This is a genomic window from Bradyrhizobium sp. th-b2, assembly GCF_000426785.1.
In the GTDB taxonomy this organism is placed as follows: domain Bacteria; phylum Pseudomonadota; class Alphaproteobacteria; order Rhizobiales; family Xanthobacteraceae; genus Bradyrhizobium; species Bradyrhizobium septentrionale.
Genome location: NZ_AUGA01000028.1, coordinates 1 through 16430, shown reverse-complemented (window position 1 = coordinate 16430; position 16430 = coordinate 1). Strand labels below are relative to the sequence as shown.

Annotated in this window: 13 protein-coding genes and 5 pseudogenes; 13 read left to right on the top strand and 5 right to left on the bottom strand. The window is 58.9% G+C overall.

The window, feature by feature from the left end; all coding sequences use genetic code 11:
- Positions 1–144: 144 nt before the first annotated feature.
- The gene (locus K359_RS53285; RefSeq protein WP_029082529.1) at positions 145–408 is read right to left on the bottom strand and encodes a helix-turn-helix domain-containing protein; all 264 of its coding nucleotides are present in this window, start codon (positions 406–408) and stop codon (positions 145–147) included.
- Positions 409–644: 236 nt separating this feature from the next.
- Here K359_RS53285 and K359_RS0129350 point away from each other — a divergent pair, with 236 nt between their 5' ends.
- Genes K359_RS0129350 through K359_RS0129330 form a run of 5 tightly spaced genes read left to right on the top strand, consistent with a single transcriptional unit; the run spans position 645 to position 4196 of the window.
- Positions 645–1502 (top strand): YihY/virulence factor BrkB family protein, encoded by an 858-nt coding sequence (locus K359_RS0129350; protein WP_029082528.1) that lies wholly within the window; start codon positions 645–647, stop codon positions 1500–1502.
- 39 nt (positions 1503–1541) lie between these two features.
- Positions 1542–2543 carry a DUF3618 domain-containing protein gene (locus K359_RS0129345; protein WP_029082527.1) on the top strand — a complete coding sequence of 334 codons (1002 nt, stop codon included), beginning with the start codon at positions 1542–1544 and terminating at the stop codon, positions 2541–2543.
- A complete protein-coding gene (locus K359_RS0129340; protein WP_029082526.1) occupies positions 2540–3082 on the top strand; it encodes a hypothetical protein in 543 nt (180 codons plus the stop codon). The genes K359_RS0129345 and K359_RS0129340 overlap by 4 nt, the downstream gene beginning before the upstream one ends.
- Positions 3079–3474: a phage holin family protein gene (locus K359_RS0129335; RefSeq protein WP_029082525.1), complete on the top strand. Its 396-nt coding sequence runs from the start codon at positions 3079–3081 to the stop codon at positions 3472–3474. The genes K359_RS0129340 and K359_RS0129335 overlap by 4 nt, the downstream gene beginning before the upstream one ends.
- On the top strand, positions 3471–4196 hold the full coding sequence (locus tag K359_RS0129330) for a hypothetical protein (protein WP_029082524.1): 726 nt from the start codon (positions 3471–3473) through the stop codon (positions 4194–4196). Before K359_RS0129335 ends, K359_RS0129330 begins: the two co-directional genes overlap by 4 nt.
- 465 nt (positions 4197–4661) lie before the next feature.
- Here the strand turns inward: K359_RS0129330 and K359_RS0129325 are convergent, their stop codons facing one another.
- Positions 4662–5165, bottom strand: coding sequence for a ferritin-like domain-containing protein (locus K359_RS0129325; RefSeq protein WP_029082523.1), 504 nt, complete (start codon positions 5163–5165; stop codon positions 4662–4664).
- Positions 5166–5994: 829 nt separating this feature from the next.
- Between K359_RS0129325 and K359_RS0129320 the strand changes: the two genes are divergently transcribed.
- Together K359_RS0129320 and K359_RS0129315 are read left to right on the top strand one after the other, a co-directional pair.
- Complete coding sequence (locus K359_RS0129320) at positions 5995–6507, top strand: PRC-barrel domain-containing protein (protein ID WP_029082522.1); 513 nt, start codon at positions 5995–5997, stop codon at positions 6505–6507.
- 175 nt (positions 6508–6682) lie between these two features.
- Positions 6683–7993, top strand: a complete 1311-nt coding sequence (locus tag K359_RS0129315) for an NRAMP family divalent metal transporter (protein WP_051346484.1) — start codon at positions 6683–6685, stop codon at positions 7991–7993.
- Here K359_RS0129315 and K359_RS0129310 read toward each other — a convergent pair.
- A complete protein-coding gene (locus K359_RS0129310; protein ID WP_029082520.1) occupies positions 7990–9354 on the bottom strand; it encodes a carbohydrate porin in 1365 nt (454 codons plus the stop codon). The genes K359_RS0129315 and K359_RS0129310 overlap by 4 nt on opposite strands.
- A gap of 743 nt (positions 9355–10097) precedes the next feature.
- Here K359_RS0129310 and K359_RS0129305 point away from each other — a divergent pair.
- The 4 genes and pseudogenes from K359_RS0129305 to K359_RS59155 all read left to right on the top strand — a co-directional run bounded on the left by K359_RS0129305 (position 10098) and on the right by K359_RS59155 (position 14265).
- Positions 10098–13247: a GAF domain-containing protein gene (locus K359_RS0129305; protein ID WP_029082519.1), complete on the top strand. Its 3150-nt coding sequence runs from the start codon at positions 10098–10100 to the stop codon at positions 13245–13247.
- 151 nt (positions 13248–13398) lie between these two features.
- The gene (locus K359_RS0129300) at positions 13399–13674 is read left to right on the top strand and encodes a hypothetical protein (protein ID WP_156928713.1); all 276 of its coding nucleotides are present in this window, start codon (positions 13399–13401) and stop codon (positions 13672–13674) included.
- Between the two features lie 184 nt (positions 13675–13858).
- Positions 13859–14018: pseudogene (locus K359_RS59160) on the top strand (CsbD family protein).
- A 70-nt stretch (positions 14019–14088) separates the two neighbouring features.
- Entirely contained in the window at positions 14089–14265 is a 177-nt protein-coding gene (locus K359_RS59155) for a DUF2934 domain-containing protein (RefSeq protein ID WP_084518541.1), read from the top strand.
- Positions 14266–14503: 238 nt separating this feature from the next.
- Here K359_RS59155 and K359_RS59150 read toward each other — a convergent pair.
- A pseudogene (locus K359_RS59150) lies at positions 14504–14827 on the bottom strand (transposase); the annotation flags it as partial.
- Positions 14828–14971: 144 nt separating this feature from the next.
- Between K359_RS59150 and K359_RS64640 the strand changes: the two are divergent.
- Positions 14972–15374, top strand: a pseudogene (locus K359_RS64640) (excinuclease ABC subunit A); the annotation flags it as partial.
- Here the strand turns inward: K359_RS64640 and K359_RS59140 are convergent.
- Positions 15342–15446 (bottom strand): annotated as a pseudogene (locus K359_RS59140) (transposase); the annotation flags it as partial. The pseudogenes K359_RS64640 and K359_RS59140 sit on opposite strands and share 33 nt — an antisense overlap.
- Positions 15447–16305: 859 nt before the next feature.
- Here K359_RS59140 and K359_RS66255 point away from each other — a divergent pair.
- Positions 16306–16430: pseudogene (locus tag K359_RS66255) on the top strand (hypothetical protein); the annotation flags it as partial.

Here is a 16430-nt window from a genome sequence, read left to right as displayed (position 1 = left end):
TTCTTTTGTCACTCACCGTCCCTTGCCCCGCCTAAAGGCCGCGAGACGTTCTGCTTGGCCTATTTGTTCACCATTGTCCCACGCCCACTCTGGCGTGTGTTCTATAGTCTTTTGTTGAAGAGGTGCAGTTGGGGCAGTGCGACGCTATTTAGCGCTTGCATTGTCATCGAGGCTGTCAAATCCGCCGAGTTGGACAATCTTTTCTAGGTCGCCAAGCGTGACGACGTGGCGCTTCAAATCAAGAATGCCTTGGGCTCGGAATGCCTGAAGGACGCGGTTGACATGCACGACGCTCAGTCCAAGCGCGTCGGCGAGTTTCGATTGAGTGATTGGAAAGTCAAACTGCTCGTTAGCGACCAGATCCATCGCGCCAAGCCGCTGGCGCAGTTCGGCAATCAAATAGGCCATGCGTCCCGATGCCGATCGTGTGCCCAGATTGACGATCCATTGCCGGAACAAGGCGGCGTCAACAAGCGATTCGACCGCTTGAATGGATCAGAGACCGCCGCGCGCGCGGTCGGTGGCGTTCATCATGAGGTGGTGCCTGCGACATAGCGACACCAAGTCCCATCAAACCAAAGAAACCTTCATGAGCACCGGCAGTTGCCATCCGCCATTTGCGTCTAGCCAAGGGAAGGACAGTAATGGGACGGCTATGGCGGATCTTGAAGGCGGCGGTTTCCGGCTTCCTGGCCAATGACGCCTTGAGCCGTGGGGCAGCAATCGCCTTTTATGCCGCGACCTCCCTCGCGCCTGTACTTCTCATCGTCGTTGCAATCGCCGGGCTCGTCTTCGGTCAGGACTCCGCGCGTGTCGCGATCAGTGACCAGCTTGGTCAACTCCTAGGACCCGCAGGTGGCGATTTCATCAAATCCATCCTCGAGCGGTCAAGCGATCCCGCCGCGGGGGCATTAGCAACGGTTCTCGGCGTGCTCACTGTTTTGGTCACTGCTTCGGGCGTTTTTGGCGAGATGCACACGGCGCTAAACGCGACGTTCAAGGCCAAGCCGATCGATGAGCCGATCTTTTCCCTGATCCGGACCCGTGCCGCCAGTCTGGGCCTCGTCGCCGCCCTTGGTTTCATGCTGATAGTATCGTTGGCCGCAAGCACCGCGCTATCCGCTCTGGGACAGGCCTTTCAGGGGTGGTTTGCCGGGAAGATTCTGTTGGCGGCCCTCAACACCGGCGTATCCCTGGCGATCTTTACGCTCCTGTTCACGGCGATCTACAAAGTCCTGCCCGATTCAGCGATACCGTGGCGCGAGCTTATGCTGGGCGCATTCGTCACAGCCGTGCTCTTTACGGTCGGCAAATCGCTCATCGGCATTTACCTCGGGCGGGCGGCGCCGAGCTCGGCCTATGGCGCGGCGGGTGCGCTGATCGTTCTGATGTTTTGGACCTACTATTCCGCCCAGATATTCCTGTTTGGCGCCGAGCTGACCAAGGCCATCGCCGACGAGCGCACGTCCGCGGGCCAAGCTGCCAGAGGAACGATTCAATAAAGCGTGAGTTCGCTTTCAAACAAGAGATCGGTGACAGCCATGACAAGATCCGTTGAGGAATTGAGGCGCGAGTCCGAGCGGAGCCGCGCGCAGCTTTCGGCGACGGTCGATCGGTTAAGAGAGCAGATCACCGATACCGCAGAAGACTTGCGCTACAAGGTCTCCCCGCAGGGGATCAAGTCAGGAGTCTCCGAATTCGTGGGTCGGAAAACCCAAGGCTGGCTCGACTTGCTGAAGCAGCAAGCCATGGAAAACCCGATGCAGACAATCGCTGCGGGGACTGCGGTTGCGGTGCCTGTCCTGCGGCTGGTCCGGGGCTTTCCACTTCCCCTTCTCATGATCGGTGCCGGCCTTGCGCTGACGTCGAAGACCGTTCGCAGCGGAGCCCTTGAGAGCGCGACGCCAACGATCGAAAAGGCCAAGGAAATAAGAGGTGAGGCCGCCGAACGCGCTCAATCCTTCGGAAAAGATATGGCGGATGGGATATCCGCAACCGGGCGAAAGGCCGCCGATCTGGCGAGCGAAGCCCAAGCCACGGCGACCGGGCTTGCCGGCGACCTGAAAGACCGGGTAGCCCAGACTGTCGATCGAGTGAAGGCAGGCATCGATACCGCCTCGGACGGGGCAAAAAATAGCATCGATCGAGCCCGTTCGACCGCGCGCGAAAAAGCAACCGCCGCACCGGAAGCCGTGCGCCAGGTCTTCCACGACAACGCCGCCTTGATCGCCGGTGTGGGGGTCGCGATCGGAGCGATTATTGCGGCCTCTCTTCCCAACACAAGGGCTGAAGTCTCTGCAATCGGCGAGGCGAGTGATGGTGTCAAACGTGCGGCAGGCAAGGCAGCTCAGTCGGGATTCGAGACGGCCAAGGACGCGGTACTGTCGGCTGCCGATGCCGCTGCCAAGAGCGTGTCGGATGCGGATCTCGGCAAACACGCCAGCCGGATGACCCGGGATTTGTCCGAAAGACTGAAGGAAGCAGCCGACGACATGGTGACGGCGGCATTCAATCCCTCTCGAACCGAAGAGAAATCGTCATGAGCGAATTTGAGACCCATATTCGACAAGCCGCGTCTTCTCAGGCACACGACTCGACCGCCTCTAACACTCTGAAGGACCAAATCGCCGAAGCAGGCGCCGACGTCAAACAACGCGCGGGCGATGCGCTGCGGGCCTCAACCGAGGCCGCGCGTGACAAGTTCAAGGAGGCGGCTGACGCGGCACGGGACGTGGCGGAGGGAGCCGCGGATCGCTTCCAGGACAAGGCCGAGGAGCAGCAGCGCTCGGGGGCAGATTTCGTGACTCGGCTCGCCGGAAACATTCGGCAAGCCGGCCATGCTTTCGAAAGCGACGCGCCATTTGCCGCGCGCGGCATCAATTCCGCAGCTGACTACGTCGAAGACGCTGCCGAGAAGATCCGCAATGGAACTTTTCGTGATCTCGTGGACGGGGCGTCCGACTTCGCGAAACGGCAGCCGGCTGCCTTTCTCGGATTGTCGGTGCTCGCTGGCTTCGCCGCTATACGCTTCTTCAAGGCGTCAGGAAGTCAGACATCCTCGGGCGGCGAGGATGCATCATGAAGACTAAATCGGATCTTCAGGCGATTTCGACCCTCCTTGGCGAGGCGCTCTCGCAGTTCGCCAAGCTCTTCCAGAATGAGATTGATCTCGCCAAGGCCGAAGCCGGCGAGAAGGTGCAGCAGATCGGCAGCGCTGCAGGCTTCTTCGCCGCGGGCGCCGTTCTAGTCATTCCCGCGCTCGTCATGGCGCTTTTTGCGCTGTCAGCAGCCTTGATCTCGGCCGGCTGGTCGCAGCCGGGTTCATACCTTGTCTCGGCCATCGTTGCGGGAGCGGTTGCCGGCGTGTTGTTCGCCGTCGGCATGAACCGCTTAGACGCCCGCAATTTGGCGCCTCGCGAAACGATGCGTCAGCTAGAGAAGGACAAGATTATTGTGAAGGAAATGGTGAGATGAGCGGCACGCAAACAGGTTTTCTGGACAATCTGAGGGACGCGGTTCGGGAAAATCCGCTTGCTGCCGCGCTGATCGGCGGAGGCGCGATATGGCTCTTGTTGGGTAACGAGACGCTGAAGAACGCGGCAAAATCGGTGAGTGGGGCAACAGCACCGCTCGCCGATATTGGAGCCAATCTGCGGCCGAGCGCGTCAAAATTCACGAGCAGTCCGCCGACCGCTCCGGAAACGGAAAATGGATTATCACAACACTTGGGCGACACCGTGCGCCATGCGAAAAGCACGGCGTCGGCTGCCGTGTCGAGCGCCGCGGATGCGGTCAAGCAAGGGTTAGATGAAGGCGTTACCTTTGCACAGGAAAACTTGGGCAAGCTCGGCGATGCGCTGCCGCGAAAGGAGACGATCGCACAGGTCCAATCGTCCTTCTCGGCGCTGCTCGAGAGACAACCGCTTCTGATCGGCGCAATAGGTTTGACGGTCGGAGCGGCGGTTGCCGGCGCCTTCAGCGGGTCAGAATTCGAAAACAAATGGGCCGGAGAGCTCAGCGACAGCGTCAAAGAGGACCTGAATGCGCGTGCGGAAGCGGTAACCCAAAGCGTGCGCGAAGCCTCCGACACGCTTAAGGCGGAAGTTAACGACATCGGCACCGAAACTCTTGAGCGGCTGCAAGAAACTGGCCGGACCGGGGCAAATGTGGTGCGGGAGCATCTAACGACGCGTTAGGCCGCGGAGGTTGGCGGCCCGAAGCTTCGCAACCTGCCGCAGCGCGTTGGCGTTTTTGCTTGGCGCTGCTTTCGCCGGCGAAGCTTCCGCCTTGCCTCCCACGCGGGTGGAGATCGGTCCGATATCTTTTTTCAGTGCGGGCGGAATGCCCCCCTAGCAATCTTTACCAATGAGCGCGCCCGTTTGTGACCGGTGCATTTTGCCTCTTTCTCGGCCCGGGGTCGCCAGCGCCAGACTCCCAGTGTTGACTAATAAAAGGAACGCGTTCTGGATCACAAGAGACGACTTGCCTTCGAGCACGCCGTCTCCCAACTACGCAATGGACGCGATGGAAATATTGCGAAGCCTCGTGCATTCACGTTCGCCGCGACAAGCTGCAAAAGCTCTTAATACGCTCGTTACTTACAAAACGAAGGGCTGCCCGACCGGGCCGGGCAGCCGTTGCTCTCCCTCTCACACGCTTTACTACGCTGCCTTGCGGTTCACGCTCTTCAGCGCCATCGTGTTCAGCTTGCTGTCCGTTGCTTTTTCCTCGTCGAGATTCTGCTGCAGGACGGAGGCGCAGTCGCTGCGGCCAAGCATGTTCGCCCATGCGATCAGGGTGCCGTAGCGCGTGATTTCATAGTGTTCGACGGCCTGGGCTGCCGCGATTAGCGCGGCGTCCAGCACGCTCTTATCGTCAACGTCGCCGGCAACTTCGCTGGCTTCCTTCAGGATGCCGTCGATGGCGGGGCAGTTGACGCCCTTGGCTTCGACGCCATGCATCTGGAAGACCTTTTCAAGCCGGGCGATCTGGCCCTTGGTCTCGGCGAGGTGAGTTTCAAAACCGTTCTTCAGGGACTGGTCGGTCGCCTTCTCGAGCATGTCGGGGAGGTTCTTGGCTATCTGCTGCTCCGCGTAATAGATGTCCCGCAGCGTGTGGACGAAGAGATCATCAAGGGTTTTGATGTCTTTTGTAAAAAAGCCCATAGCTTCCTCCGTAGGGGTTCACTTGAGGAGCAAACCATTCTGCGAAAATAGGGTTCCTGTGGCGTTCTGATCGGGCGCTCATGATGTTCCCGCGCCCCCGGGGCAGCTGCCTCAGCAAGGTTCGGGTGGTCTTGGTTCAACCTGCTCCCCAAAGCGGTTCAAATAAACATTCATCATGACGTTGTTGGGTTTCGTCCGGCCGAGCTGATAGCAGCTCGGCGGTGCATTTCACGCAGCGCAGGCGGCCGGCGAGATCGTGCAATCGCCTATGAGATCTTTGGGTAGCGTCTGAATTCCATCGTCGCTTGACCCGCCTGCCGCTCAGCTTGAATTTGGCGGATCGTCACTCGCTACGGGAAACCGGACACCGTTGCACGCAAGCTATGCGGGAGGCTCAGAGAGGGGCGCAGTATCGCGGGAGCCGGCCTCCAAGAGTTAAATCGGCGGATCAGGAAACGGCCCTAGCACCGGCCCCTTGGCCCCCAGAGGTGCTGGGGCCGGCACCGGTTTCTCGAGCACGGTACTGGCCGAAATAGGCCACTCGCCGGCACTGGCGGAAGAAGCGCCTGTCCCGCTGCCGAAAGTCCGGACGAACGAGGCCGCGAAGGAAGCGGAGGACTGTTCGAAGCAGGTGTGGCCACATTTCACGCAGGCCTGCCTACGCGCCGAAGGTAAGGGGATCGCTGCCGTCCGCCTGGTTACCCCCGAACGTCGCTAACGATTTCGGATCCTTCGGGTCTGCGCTCCACTCAGGAACAAGTGGCAACGGGGGAACGTTGGAGGGGCGGGCATCCGAAGGGCTGCCGGCTCACGTTGGAGGAGATGATCGATGAAAAGCTTACTTGCCGTTGCTCTGATTGGGGCTGCCGTGATCGGCGGCTCTGCGTTCGCGCAATCCACTCAGCCGGCGGATCGCGTTGCGCCGGCAGCGACCAGCCGGCCGACCGACGCCAAGATGGCGCTTAAGGGAAGCTGGCGCGCCTCAAAGCTGATGGGCCTGAATGTCTACAACGAGGCTAACGAGAAGCTCGGCGACATCAACGAGCTGCTGGTCGATAAGAGCGGCAAGATCGAAGCCGTCGTTATCGGCATCGGCGGCTTCTTGGGAATGGGCGAACACGACATCGCCGTCTCCATGGACAAGTTGAAGTTCGTCGAAGAGCCGGTTAGGACGAGCTCGACCAGCAGCTCGACCACCGCGCGCGATACGACCACGGGGACTGCGTCGACCAACACCTCGAATCGCAACGCGAACGATTGGGTGCCTGACCACGCCGTCATGAGCGGCAACAAGGAACAGCTGAAGGCGCTGCCGCAGTTCAAATACTCGGATTACAACTGAACAGAAGCAAACGCTCGCGTTCAGGTTCGGCACCTATAGCTGGTGATCGACGCTTTTCGGCATGGGCCCGCCTCATGACACGCGGCCCCTGCCGTTCGCGCCTGCGAACATGCCAATTCAGGTCGCCTGGACGTTCGGCGCCGACATTATTCGTGGAGCTGTGGAGAATCATCGCATGGATGCGGCGATCGAACCAAAGGTTCAGAAGCGAAAGACGTTCCGCGTCCGCAACTTGATATCCACGCTGGGACCAGGCCTCATCACCGGGGCATCCGACGACGATCCGTCCGGGATAGGCACCTACAGCCAGGCCGGGGCGCAACTCGGTTTCGGCATCGGTTGGACCATGCTGCTCTCTTATCCGCTCATGGCCGCGATCCAGGAGATTTCGGGACGGATAGGGCGAGTAACCGGCCACGGTATTGCCGGCAACGTTTGCAGAAATTTCGGCCCGGCCTACATCTGGAGTCTGGTGGGACTGCTATTCGTCGCCAACACGATCAATATCGCCGCTGATCTCGGAGCCATGGCGGATGCTCTCAAGCTCTTGATCGGCGGCCCCGGCATTGCCTACGTGGTACTATTCGGCGCCGTTTCAGTCCTCGCCCAAATCTTCTTCGACTACGAGCGGTACGTGTCGGTGCTGAAGTGGCTGACGCTCAGCCTGTTCGCCTACGTGATCGCGCTCGCCGTCGTGGAGGTGCCTTGGGGAGAGGCGCTGAAGGGTGTCTTAATCCCCCGCGCCAGCTGGGACGCCGCGTTTTTGACGACGCTCGTTGCCATCTTGGGTACGACGATATCGCCATACCTTTTCGTCTGGCAGTCGTCGCAAGAAGCCGAGGAGCAGCGGATTGATGCCGACAAAAAGCCTTTGAGGAAGGATTCGTCCGACGCGCCGGAAGAATTTCGACGGATCCGGCTGGACACGATGATCGGCATGGCCTTTTCCAACCTTATCGCGCTTTCCATCATCGTCACGACGGCAGCGACGCTTCATGCCCAGGGCAAAACCGACATCGAAAGTTCGGCGCAAGCGGCAGAAGCCTTGAAGCCGATCGCAGGTCCGTTCGCCGAGCTCATCTTCGCGCTCGGCATCGTCGGGACCGGGCTGTTGGCGATCCCTGTCCTGGCCGGCTCAACTGCATACGCCATTGGAGAGGGGCGTCGCTGGAAGGTCGGTCTGTCCCGTAAGCCGAAGGAGGCCATCGCATTCTACTCCGTGCTGGCACTTTCGGGTCTCTGCGGAATCGGGCTCAACTTCACCCCGATTGATCCGATCAAAGCGCTCTACTGGAGCGCCGTGGTCAACGGGGTGCTCGCCGCGCCCGTGATGGTGCTCTTGATGGTGCTCGTCCGGCGACCGAAGGTCATGGGCAAGCTTGTCGTCACCGGGCCGTTGTACTGGCTGGGCTGGGCTGCGACCGCCGCGATGGCTCTCTGCATCGTGGGCATGGCCGCCACAATGTTCATGGGTTCGTCGTCCTAGAACTTGAGCGTGGTCCTGAGGCCGAACACGGATGCGTTTTTGAGAGACTTGCCCGCCACCGGCCCGGCAGGTAACGCGGCTCCGCCCCCTGGATGAACGATGTACTGGAAATTGGGTTGGACAGTCCAGCCGTCCTTGATCTGGTACTGGTAGACGGCCGTCAACAAACCTTCGAAGCTTCGCACTGGCCAATTTGGATTCACCAACGTCCGGTAATCCTCGTCGAGCGCCTGCGCCCGTTTGGACACATGGGCATAGCCCGCGGCGATCCCGAACTTGTCGTCGGGCCGGTCGTCACGAAGCCCAATGAACTCGACGCCGGCATCAGCGTAGAGATCAATCAGGTTGCGATCAGCGGGCGCGCCGGCGGCCCTTGCGAACACACCGATTCCACGATCATCGCTGTGAGGCACGCGGTAGATCTGTTGCTCGTAGACCGCCCAACCACCGATGTCTCCTGCCAGCAATAGGGGCTCGCCGCTGCTACCGGAAGCGGCGAGCGAGACGCCGTTCGACGCGAGCTGTTGATCGGCGAAAGAGCCGAAGTGCCGCCAGCCGCCGAACTTGATCTGGCCGGTCAGGTTGGGATCGCCCTTCTTGTTGTTCCAGGCGTACTGGATCTGACCTAGAAGCAACGGCGGATCGTTGACGCGGAAGTTCACGCCGTAACGATTGCGCTCCTGGGGGTCGCCCGATCCGGGTCCGGCCTGGTCGCCGTCGAAGATCCCGCCCAGAACGGAAAGCTGGTCGGTCACGTTGACCAGTAGCCTTGTGCCCATAGCCGCCAAAGGTGGCGACGGTCCGCCGCTGGGAAGATCGAGCGAGGTGATCGCGGGCCAACCCATCGACGCGTTGGTGAACACGTCGGTATATTTGGCGTTGAAGAATTCGCTGTCGGCGGCGAGCTGGCCGACTTTGAGTGAGACCCTCTTCGCGCCCCACTGCTTTTCGAAATAGGCTTCGTAGAGACGCGTTGAGGGCAGAGCCTCGATTCCGCTGACGACGAAGAAGTTCTGAAGATTGCTCCGGGACAGGCCGTCGCCATGGATCTGGAACATATTGGCGTGAAAAGTGAGCTTGTCGATGCCGACGAGCTTCTGCAGATCCACATCCACCGCGAGGTTGAGGCGGCCTTCGTAGATAGCGCCCTGTTTCAGGCCGCCGGAAGCGTTACCAAACGCCTCGCCAATGTAAGTGGCCGCGAATTTCACACCGTACTTCTGCAGCGGATTGGGAAGAAGGCCGAGCGTCTTTTCCTCCACGGTGCTCTCACCCGTATCCGGATCGGCCGGCTTGTCGTCATCGGTCTTCTTATCCTCCTGGGCCGCGGCACCGGCTGCCAAAAGTAAGACAACCGACATCGAAAGAACTACCTGCCTATAGGCTCGCTTGGTTCTCGACACGCGAGTTCCTGATCTCGAAGATAGCCGTACGAATTGCCCGATCTTGCAAAGCAGTCCAGCGGGGAGGTATTTTCCAAAAGGTCAGGTCAGACCAACTGGCCTATCGCAATCGTTAACATCGGCTCCGTGATAAGCTAAACGAATAAACCACCAAGCGCTGCATCGTCATTCGAAGCGGCCCCAGCAACCCTTGGAGGCCCGAGGGGCGATTGCTGAGGCCGCATGGCCAGTCCCGCGTCAATCGAGATTGGTCAACCTGATCGCACACCCGATTTGAAGATAAAACAAGCGCGAGTAGGTGCTCCCGGTCGTGACGCTGGGAAGGGGTGGCAATATTGTCTCACCTCGGATTCACATGGGTTATTTTATCTGGTGAGCGCCCACTCTTCCTCGCTTGAAGAGCGCCCGCTCATGTTCTGACTTCGCGGTGTCGAGTAAGGATAGGAGCTTATGACTATTTTGCTCCCGCGTATGAGCAGGCGCTGAAGCCCTGTCATGGCGCACCTCATCAGCAGATCTTAGAAGAGCATTTTGGAAGGGACAGTAGACGGAACCTAAATGCTGTTAACCGGTTAAGGGTTTAATTCATTGAGCATCATGCGGGATACCGTGCTTGATTTCAGATTTGAGCTCGCACCTAAAAAGGGGCGCTCGAAATCGTTCTAGTACATGTCGAGATATCGAAGTGCTCGGGAGGATCGATGACGACAGCGACCGAGGCGCCGTCAACTAATCGCAATTCTGTTTTGGCTACCCTCGGCGACTTCATTCGGGAGATCAGTGACGCCAACGACCTTGCCTTTGCCGCAGCGGAGTTGCTTGGCCGCAGCCTGAACGTAAGCAGGGCAGGCTACGGCACGATCGACACGTCCGCCGAAACCATTACCATTAACCGCGATTGGAACGCTCATGGCATCGCCAGCCTCGCGGGCGTGCTGCATTTTCGCGACTATGGTAGCTACATCGAAAACCTGAAGCGCGGCGAGACCGTTGTTTGTGCTGATGCGCGCAAGGACCCTCGCGTTGGCGACCGCGCCCCAGCACTCGAGGCAATATCTGCCCGCGCCCTCGTCAACATGCCGATCTCCGAGCCCGACGGGGTCGTAGCGCTGCTCTATCTCAACAATGCCACGCCACGAGAATGGAGTACCGTAGAGCTGGCGCTCATCCGGGAGGTCGCCGAGCGCACGCGCACAGCCGTTGAACGGCGCCGTGCAGAATCGTCCGTTCGAGAAAACGAAGCCCGGCTGCTCTTCCTCGACGAACTCAACAAAGAAACCGCCAGGACTCGGGATGCGGATGAGGTGCTGGCCGTCACGACCAGGATGTTGGGTGAGCATCTTGGTGTCTCAAGCTGCGCCTATGCCGATATGGATCCGGACCAGGATGGCTTCACCATACGCGGGGATTGGGCAGCGCCCGGAGTACAGCACATACTGGGTCACTACAGCTTGGCTGATTTCGGTCAAATGGCAGTTCGCGAGCTAGGGGCGGGTCGCCCCCTTATCATCAATGACAATCTAAGGGAGATCGAACCGGAGGAGGCCGCCACTTTCCAGAGTATCGGCATAGGTTCTACTATTTGTATGCCCTTCGTAAAAGAGGGACGCCTGACCGCTTTGATGGCTGTTCATCATCGCGGCCCGCATAGGTGGACGCGACGTGAGTTGGACTTGCTTACCGAGGTTACCCAACGTTCGTGGGCGCACATCGAGCGCGTCCGATCGGACCAAGCGGCCCGGGATGCTGTTGAGCGACTGAGCCTTGCGAACAAGGCGGCGGGGATAGGCACTTGGGACTTTGATCCGGTCAATAACATCCTGCAATGGGATAGTCGCTGCAAAGAGCTATTTGGCTTATCACCCGAGGCAGACGTAAGTTATGAAGGGGCTTTTCTGAAAGGGCTTCATCCGGACGACAGGGAGCGGGCACATGACGCCGTCTCCCGAGCCTTGGCACACAATTCTCCGGCACCTTACAACATCGAATACCGGACCATTGGTATCGAAGACGGTATAGAGCGCTGGATCGCCGCAACTGGCGATGCCCTTTTCGCGAACGGCCGGGCGATCCGCTTTATTGGCACTGTGCTGGATATCACCACGCAGAAGAAATCAGAGCGGCATCTGAGGCTCCTGAATGATGCCGGTGCTTCTGTTGCTCGAGAACGCGAGCTCGAGAGGATCGTTCAGATCGTGACGGATGCCGGCGTTGAACTGTCGGGAGCCCAATTTGGCGCGTTCTTCTACAATGTCCTCACGCCGGACGGTGGAAGCTACATGCTTTATTCGCTATCCGGCGTGCCACGGTCCGCCTTCGCAAATTTCCCGATGCCGCGTAACACGGCGGTGTTTGAGCCGACCTTCACTGGCACCGGCGTAGTTCGTTCCGACGATATCTTGCAGGACCATCGTTACGGCAAGAACGCCCCTCGCAAAGGGATGCCAGAGGGCCATCTTCCAGTACGGTCCTACTTGGCGGTGCCGGTGATTTCCCGAACCGGGGACGTGTTGGGCGGCTTGTTCTTTGGTCACGCCGAAAAATGCAGATTTCAAGTCGAGCATGAGACTGCGCTGCTGGGTATCGCGGGCCACGCGGCGACAGCGATAGACAACGCACGTCTTCTAATCCGCCTCCAGACGCTGAACGCCGAATTGGAGAAGCGAGTTGCTGACGAAATCAGCGAACGCATGAAAGCGGAGGAGCAATTGCGACAATCGCAGAAAATGGAAGCCGTCGGGCAACTGACGGGAGGTATCGCCCATGACTTCAACAACATGTTGGCTGTCATTATTGGTGGCCTAAATCTTGCCAAGCGGCGCCTCAGTCAGGGCGAGTCTAATATCGATCGGCTTATCGACGGCGCCATCGACGGTGCTAATCGGGCCGCCACGTTGACACAAAGATTGCTGGCTTTCTCCCGTCAACAACCCTTGGCGCCGGAGGTCATGGATCTCAACAAGATGATCGGAGGAATGAGGGACCTCCTCGACCGATCGCTCGGCGAGCTTATTCGACTTGAAGCGGTTCTGGCGGCTGGACTGTGGCGTGTCAAAGCCGACACGGCCCAACTCGAAAGCGCGATTCTGAACCTCGCCGTCAATGCGCGGGACGCGATGCCAACGGGCGGTAGGCTGACGATTGAAACCAGCAACTCCTTCATCGATGAGAAATATGCCCGCGATTACGCTTTGATGCAGGGGCAGTACGTTTTGGTTGCCGTCACGGATAACGGTGTCGGGATGGAGGAAGACGTGCTCGGAAAGGCGTTTGATCCGTTTTTCACCACCAAGGAAGTCGGCAAAGGCACAGGGCTGGGGCTCAGTCAGGTTTATGGCTTCGTGCGCCAGTCAGGTGGCCATGTGAAGATCTATTCGGAAATCGGCGTCGGCACTACCGTCAAAGTGTACCTTCCACGACATGTCGGGGATGAGGAACGTCCTGATACGCGAGAGGAAACTGCCCATGCTGGCGCAAGCCTGCAGAAGGAGACCATCCTTGTCGTTGAAGACGACGAGCGAGTTCGCGGCATTTCGTCGGAGACGTTACGAGATCTCGGCTACACGGTCATTGAAGTAGCGGGTGCGAGAGAAGCAATCAAGAAGATAGAAGAGGGTCTCATTCTAGATTTGCTGTTCACTGATGTCGTAATGCCGGAAATGACAGGCGCCGAACTCGCAGCAGAACTGTCGAAAAGGAAGCCTGGACTAAAAGTGCTTTTCACGACCGGCTACACCCGAAATGCGATCATTCACAACGGTATGCTCGACGCCGGCAAACATTTGCTTTCCAAGCCCTTCAATATCAACGACCTGGCTGAAAAAGTCCGCAACCTCCTCGACGAAATCTGATCACCCGGATGGGGTTGTTCGATCTCGAGCGCGATTTCATCGATTGGTCCAGTAGTGCAGTGCTCATTCTCAGCGACAAAGCCCGTCACTTCCTGCTGCGCACACTCTGTCGATTGCGTAAGTCTGAACGTTGGCCGCCGATTCGATATTGATGAAAGCGAACATTCCGGCCTGCCGCGATGTGTTGGAGGGTTTGGTCAACGCCTTGCCGTTCCGAAATCCGGTAACTGTTACCTTGACCATGAAGAAGCGTGCCGGCGGGCGAGTAGCAGATGATATTGTCGGCTCGGCAAGCCTTCGACTCTTCCGCGTGCGCCTGGAGACCAGGGTCCTGGGGCGTGCCGCGAAGGTGCATGGCAAGCGATTGCGTATGATCTATGTCTTGGAAATGAGTGCCGACTACCGGCTGCACTACCACTGCATTTGAACGCCCTACCACTGCTCCTATGAGCGTTTCGTGGCGATCATTCGACACCAGTGGTCGAAAACTGATTTCGGCTATCACGAGGTAGACATCCATGACCGCTCCGATGCCGGATGGACTGCGTACCTCCTGAAGCTGCGGCAGAAGCGGTCGCCGCTTGATTCCATACAGAGCACCGAAGGCGTAGATGGATTGGAACCGTGTCGAAGGCAATTGGAAGCAAGTCAAAGGTAAGGTCAAAGAGCAGTGGGGTAAGCTGACAGACGACGATCTCGACGTCATACGGATACGCGAAAGACCAAGCGCAAAAGGAAGTGAACGACTGGTCCGGTCGTCAGAAGTGGTGATCCTCGAAGGGCTCTGTGTAAGGCAGGGCCCTTTTTTCTTTTAGAGCTAAGCTTATTTGCGGAGAGATGAATGCCCGGCCCAACCGAAGAAGAGATCCGTCCCAGGGCTTATCAACTCTGGCAGGAAGCGGGCGAACCGGAAGATCAAGCCGACACGTTTTGGCATCAAGCTGAGAACGAGCTGCTTAGGCGAGATTCCGAGCTTGGTGAACCACCGCCAAGTCTGACGGACAATCTGCCAGTCTAGGTAAGCCCAACTTTGATTCGATAAAAGACTCGGGGGGGGGCGGGTGAGTACTGACAACGGCTGCGGGTGCGACCGCGATTCAGCGTGCTCCGCAAGCACGAAGCTCATTGAGTACTGTTATTGGAAGCCCGCGAATCTGACCGTTTTCGAACCCGTGCTGGGCCGGCATCTTGCCGGCAGGAAGCAAAAATTCGCCGGCCATCCGGAGAGTCTGACTCAAAATAGACCATTGAGAATCTCAAGCTCTGGCCAGTCGTCGGGAGAGCAGGCGGATGCTTGCGATAAGAACCCAAGCCTCCGCGCTGGCGATGGTTGCCTCGAAGTCCTTGGCAAGTCGTCGATTGCGCCCGAACCAGGCAAAGGTTCGCTCGACGACCCAACGTCGAGGTTCGGCCTTGAACGACCCAACGCTCTGCGAGCGGGTAACGATTTCAATCGTCCATTGGCGCAGATCAGCGATGGCATCGAGCAGCTTAGGGCCACGATAGACACGAGCGGCGAAGATGTGGCGCAGGTTGGGGAACAGGCGGCCGATGATCCGCAACAGCGGGGCTCCGTCGCGCCGATATTGTTTTTCGGGTGACTTCGGTCCAACACATATTGTGCTCCATCGAGTCTTCGCAAACACGAGGGAATCACAACGGACTGAAATCACTCACCTTTATTTTTGGGACAGGCTCGGAGAAGGCTCTCGTCGTGCAGTACTGAAGACATGTCGGCGCGCATCGATGTGCTGCTCGACCTCGGTCTCGCTATCTCACGCCCGAACGAAGCACGCCGACGCTGTCGCCGAGCGAACTGCAGCGGCTGCGCCTAGCGACGCAGGTGCGGTCCAGTTTGTTCGGCGTCGTCTACATTCTGGACGAGCCGTCGGCGGTTTGCATCCGGCGGACACGGCGGCCCTTCTGCGCGCCTTGGGCCGCCTGAAGTCATCCGGCAACTCGCTCTTCGTGGTTGAGCACGAGCTCGACGTCGTGCGGCACGCGGACTGGATCGTCGACGTCGGTCCCGACGCAGGCGTGCACGGGGGACGGATCTTGTACAGCGGCCCGTTGGCTGGCCTCGCCGACGTGCGAAACTCCCTGGCGGGCGTAAATCTGAGCCTGCCGATAGAGCGGCAGGTGATCGGCATATTTGGAGACCAGGACTTGGGCGACGGTGGCTTCGGTCGGCAAGCCTCCGCATCGTCTACATTCGAAAGTGCCCGAGTACATCATTGGAGCGGACCCACGCTCTTGGTTGCAGAATAAACCGCGTCGCATTCGCGGCATGAAAAATAAACAATCATCAATCATCCTCGCCACGTCCAAAGCGCCGCTTACGCCACATGGCCAGTCCCGCGTCAGTCGAGATTGGTCGGCTTGATCGCATACCGAATCCGGGGATGAGACAGCGTATCCGGGCCCGCAGCTTGGGTTTGCATCTTCCGACCCGCATGGAGGAGCGCAGACGAGTGAGAAGCTTGCTCAACGAGTCCAGCAATTAACCAAGTGGTTTATTTTCGGATCAGGCAGTTTGTTGGTAGCAGGTTAACCGCTGGGGCCTCTTTCCGGCCCCTTGCTTACCTCGGTCGTCGGATGAAGTCCGGCTCTTCGCGCCTCCATCTCCCCAATCGAAGCCGTAAGGCGCTCGATAGTAAGCGGGTCAAGACCACGCAATACGTGCCGCCGGAACTGCGCAATTTGCAGGGCGAGCTTGTCGCATTCCTCGCACATAGCATCACCGCGGGGTTGGGCGGGAAAGCGCTCTCAGTCACCGTTAGCCGATGGTCGATCGCTGATTATCATTTACATAGGTTAGTATTCTCGACCAAGCCCGCCGGTGGCAATTTCCTCGCGCGGTGCAGGTTCCACTCCCACTTACCCCCGCTACTACTTTGCGTTCGCTGTCGATGCCACAGGTGTCACGCGGGCAACCCAGAGACCACTGGCAACCTTCAGTAACGCGATTTATTATACCTTGATCACCGGCCGAGGCTCAGCCCGTAGGCGCCGGTGGCTGAGAGACGTTCCCGCGCCTGCAAAGGAAGAGCAGCGCTTCATGGAACGCTATTTCTTCGACATCCAACGCGATCTGTTCGCAGACGAGGAAGGCTTAAACCTGCCAAGTCAAAAAGCCGCCGAAGTCGAGGCGACGCAGACGCTCGCCGGGATGGCCAGGGATTC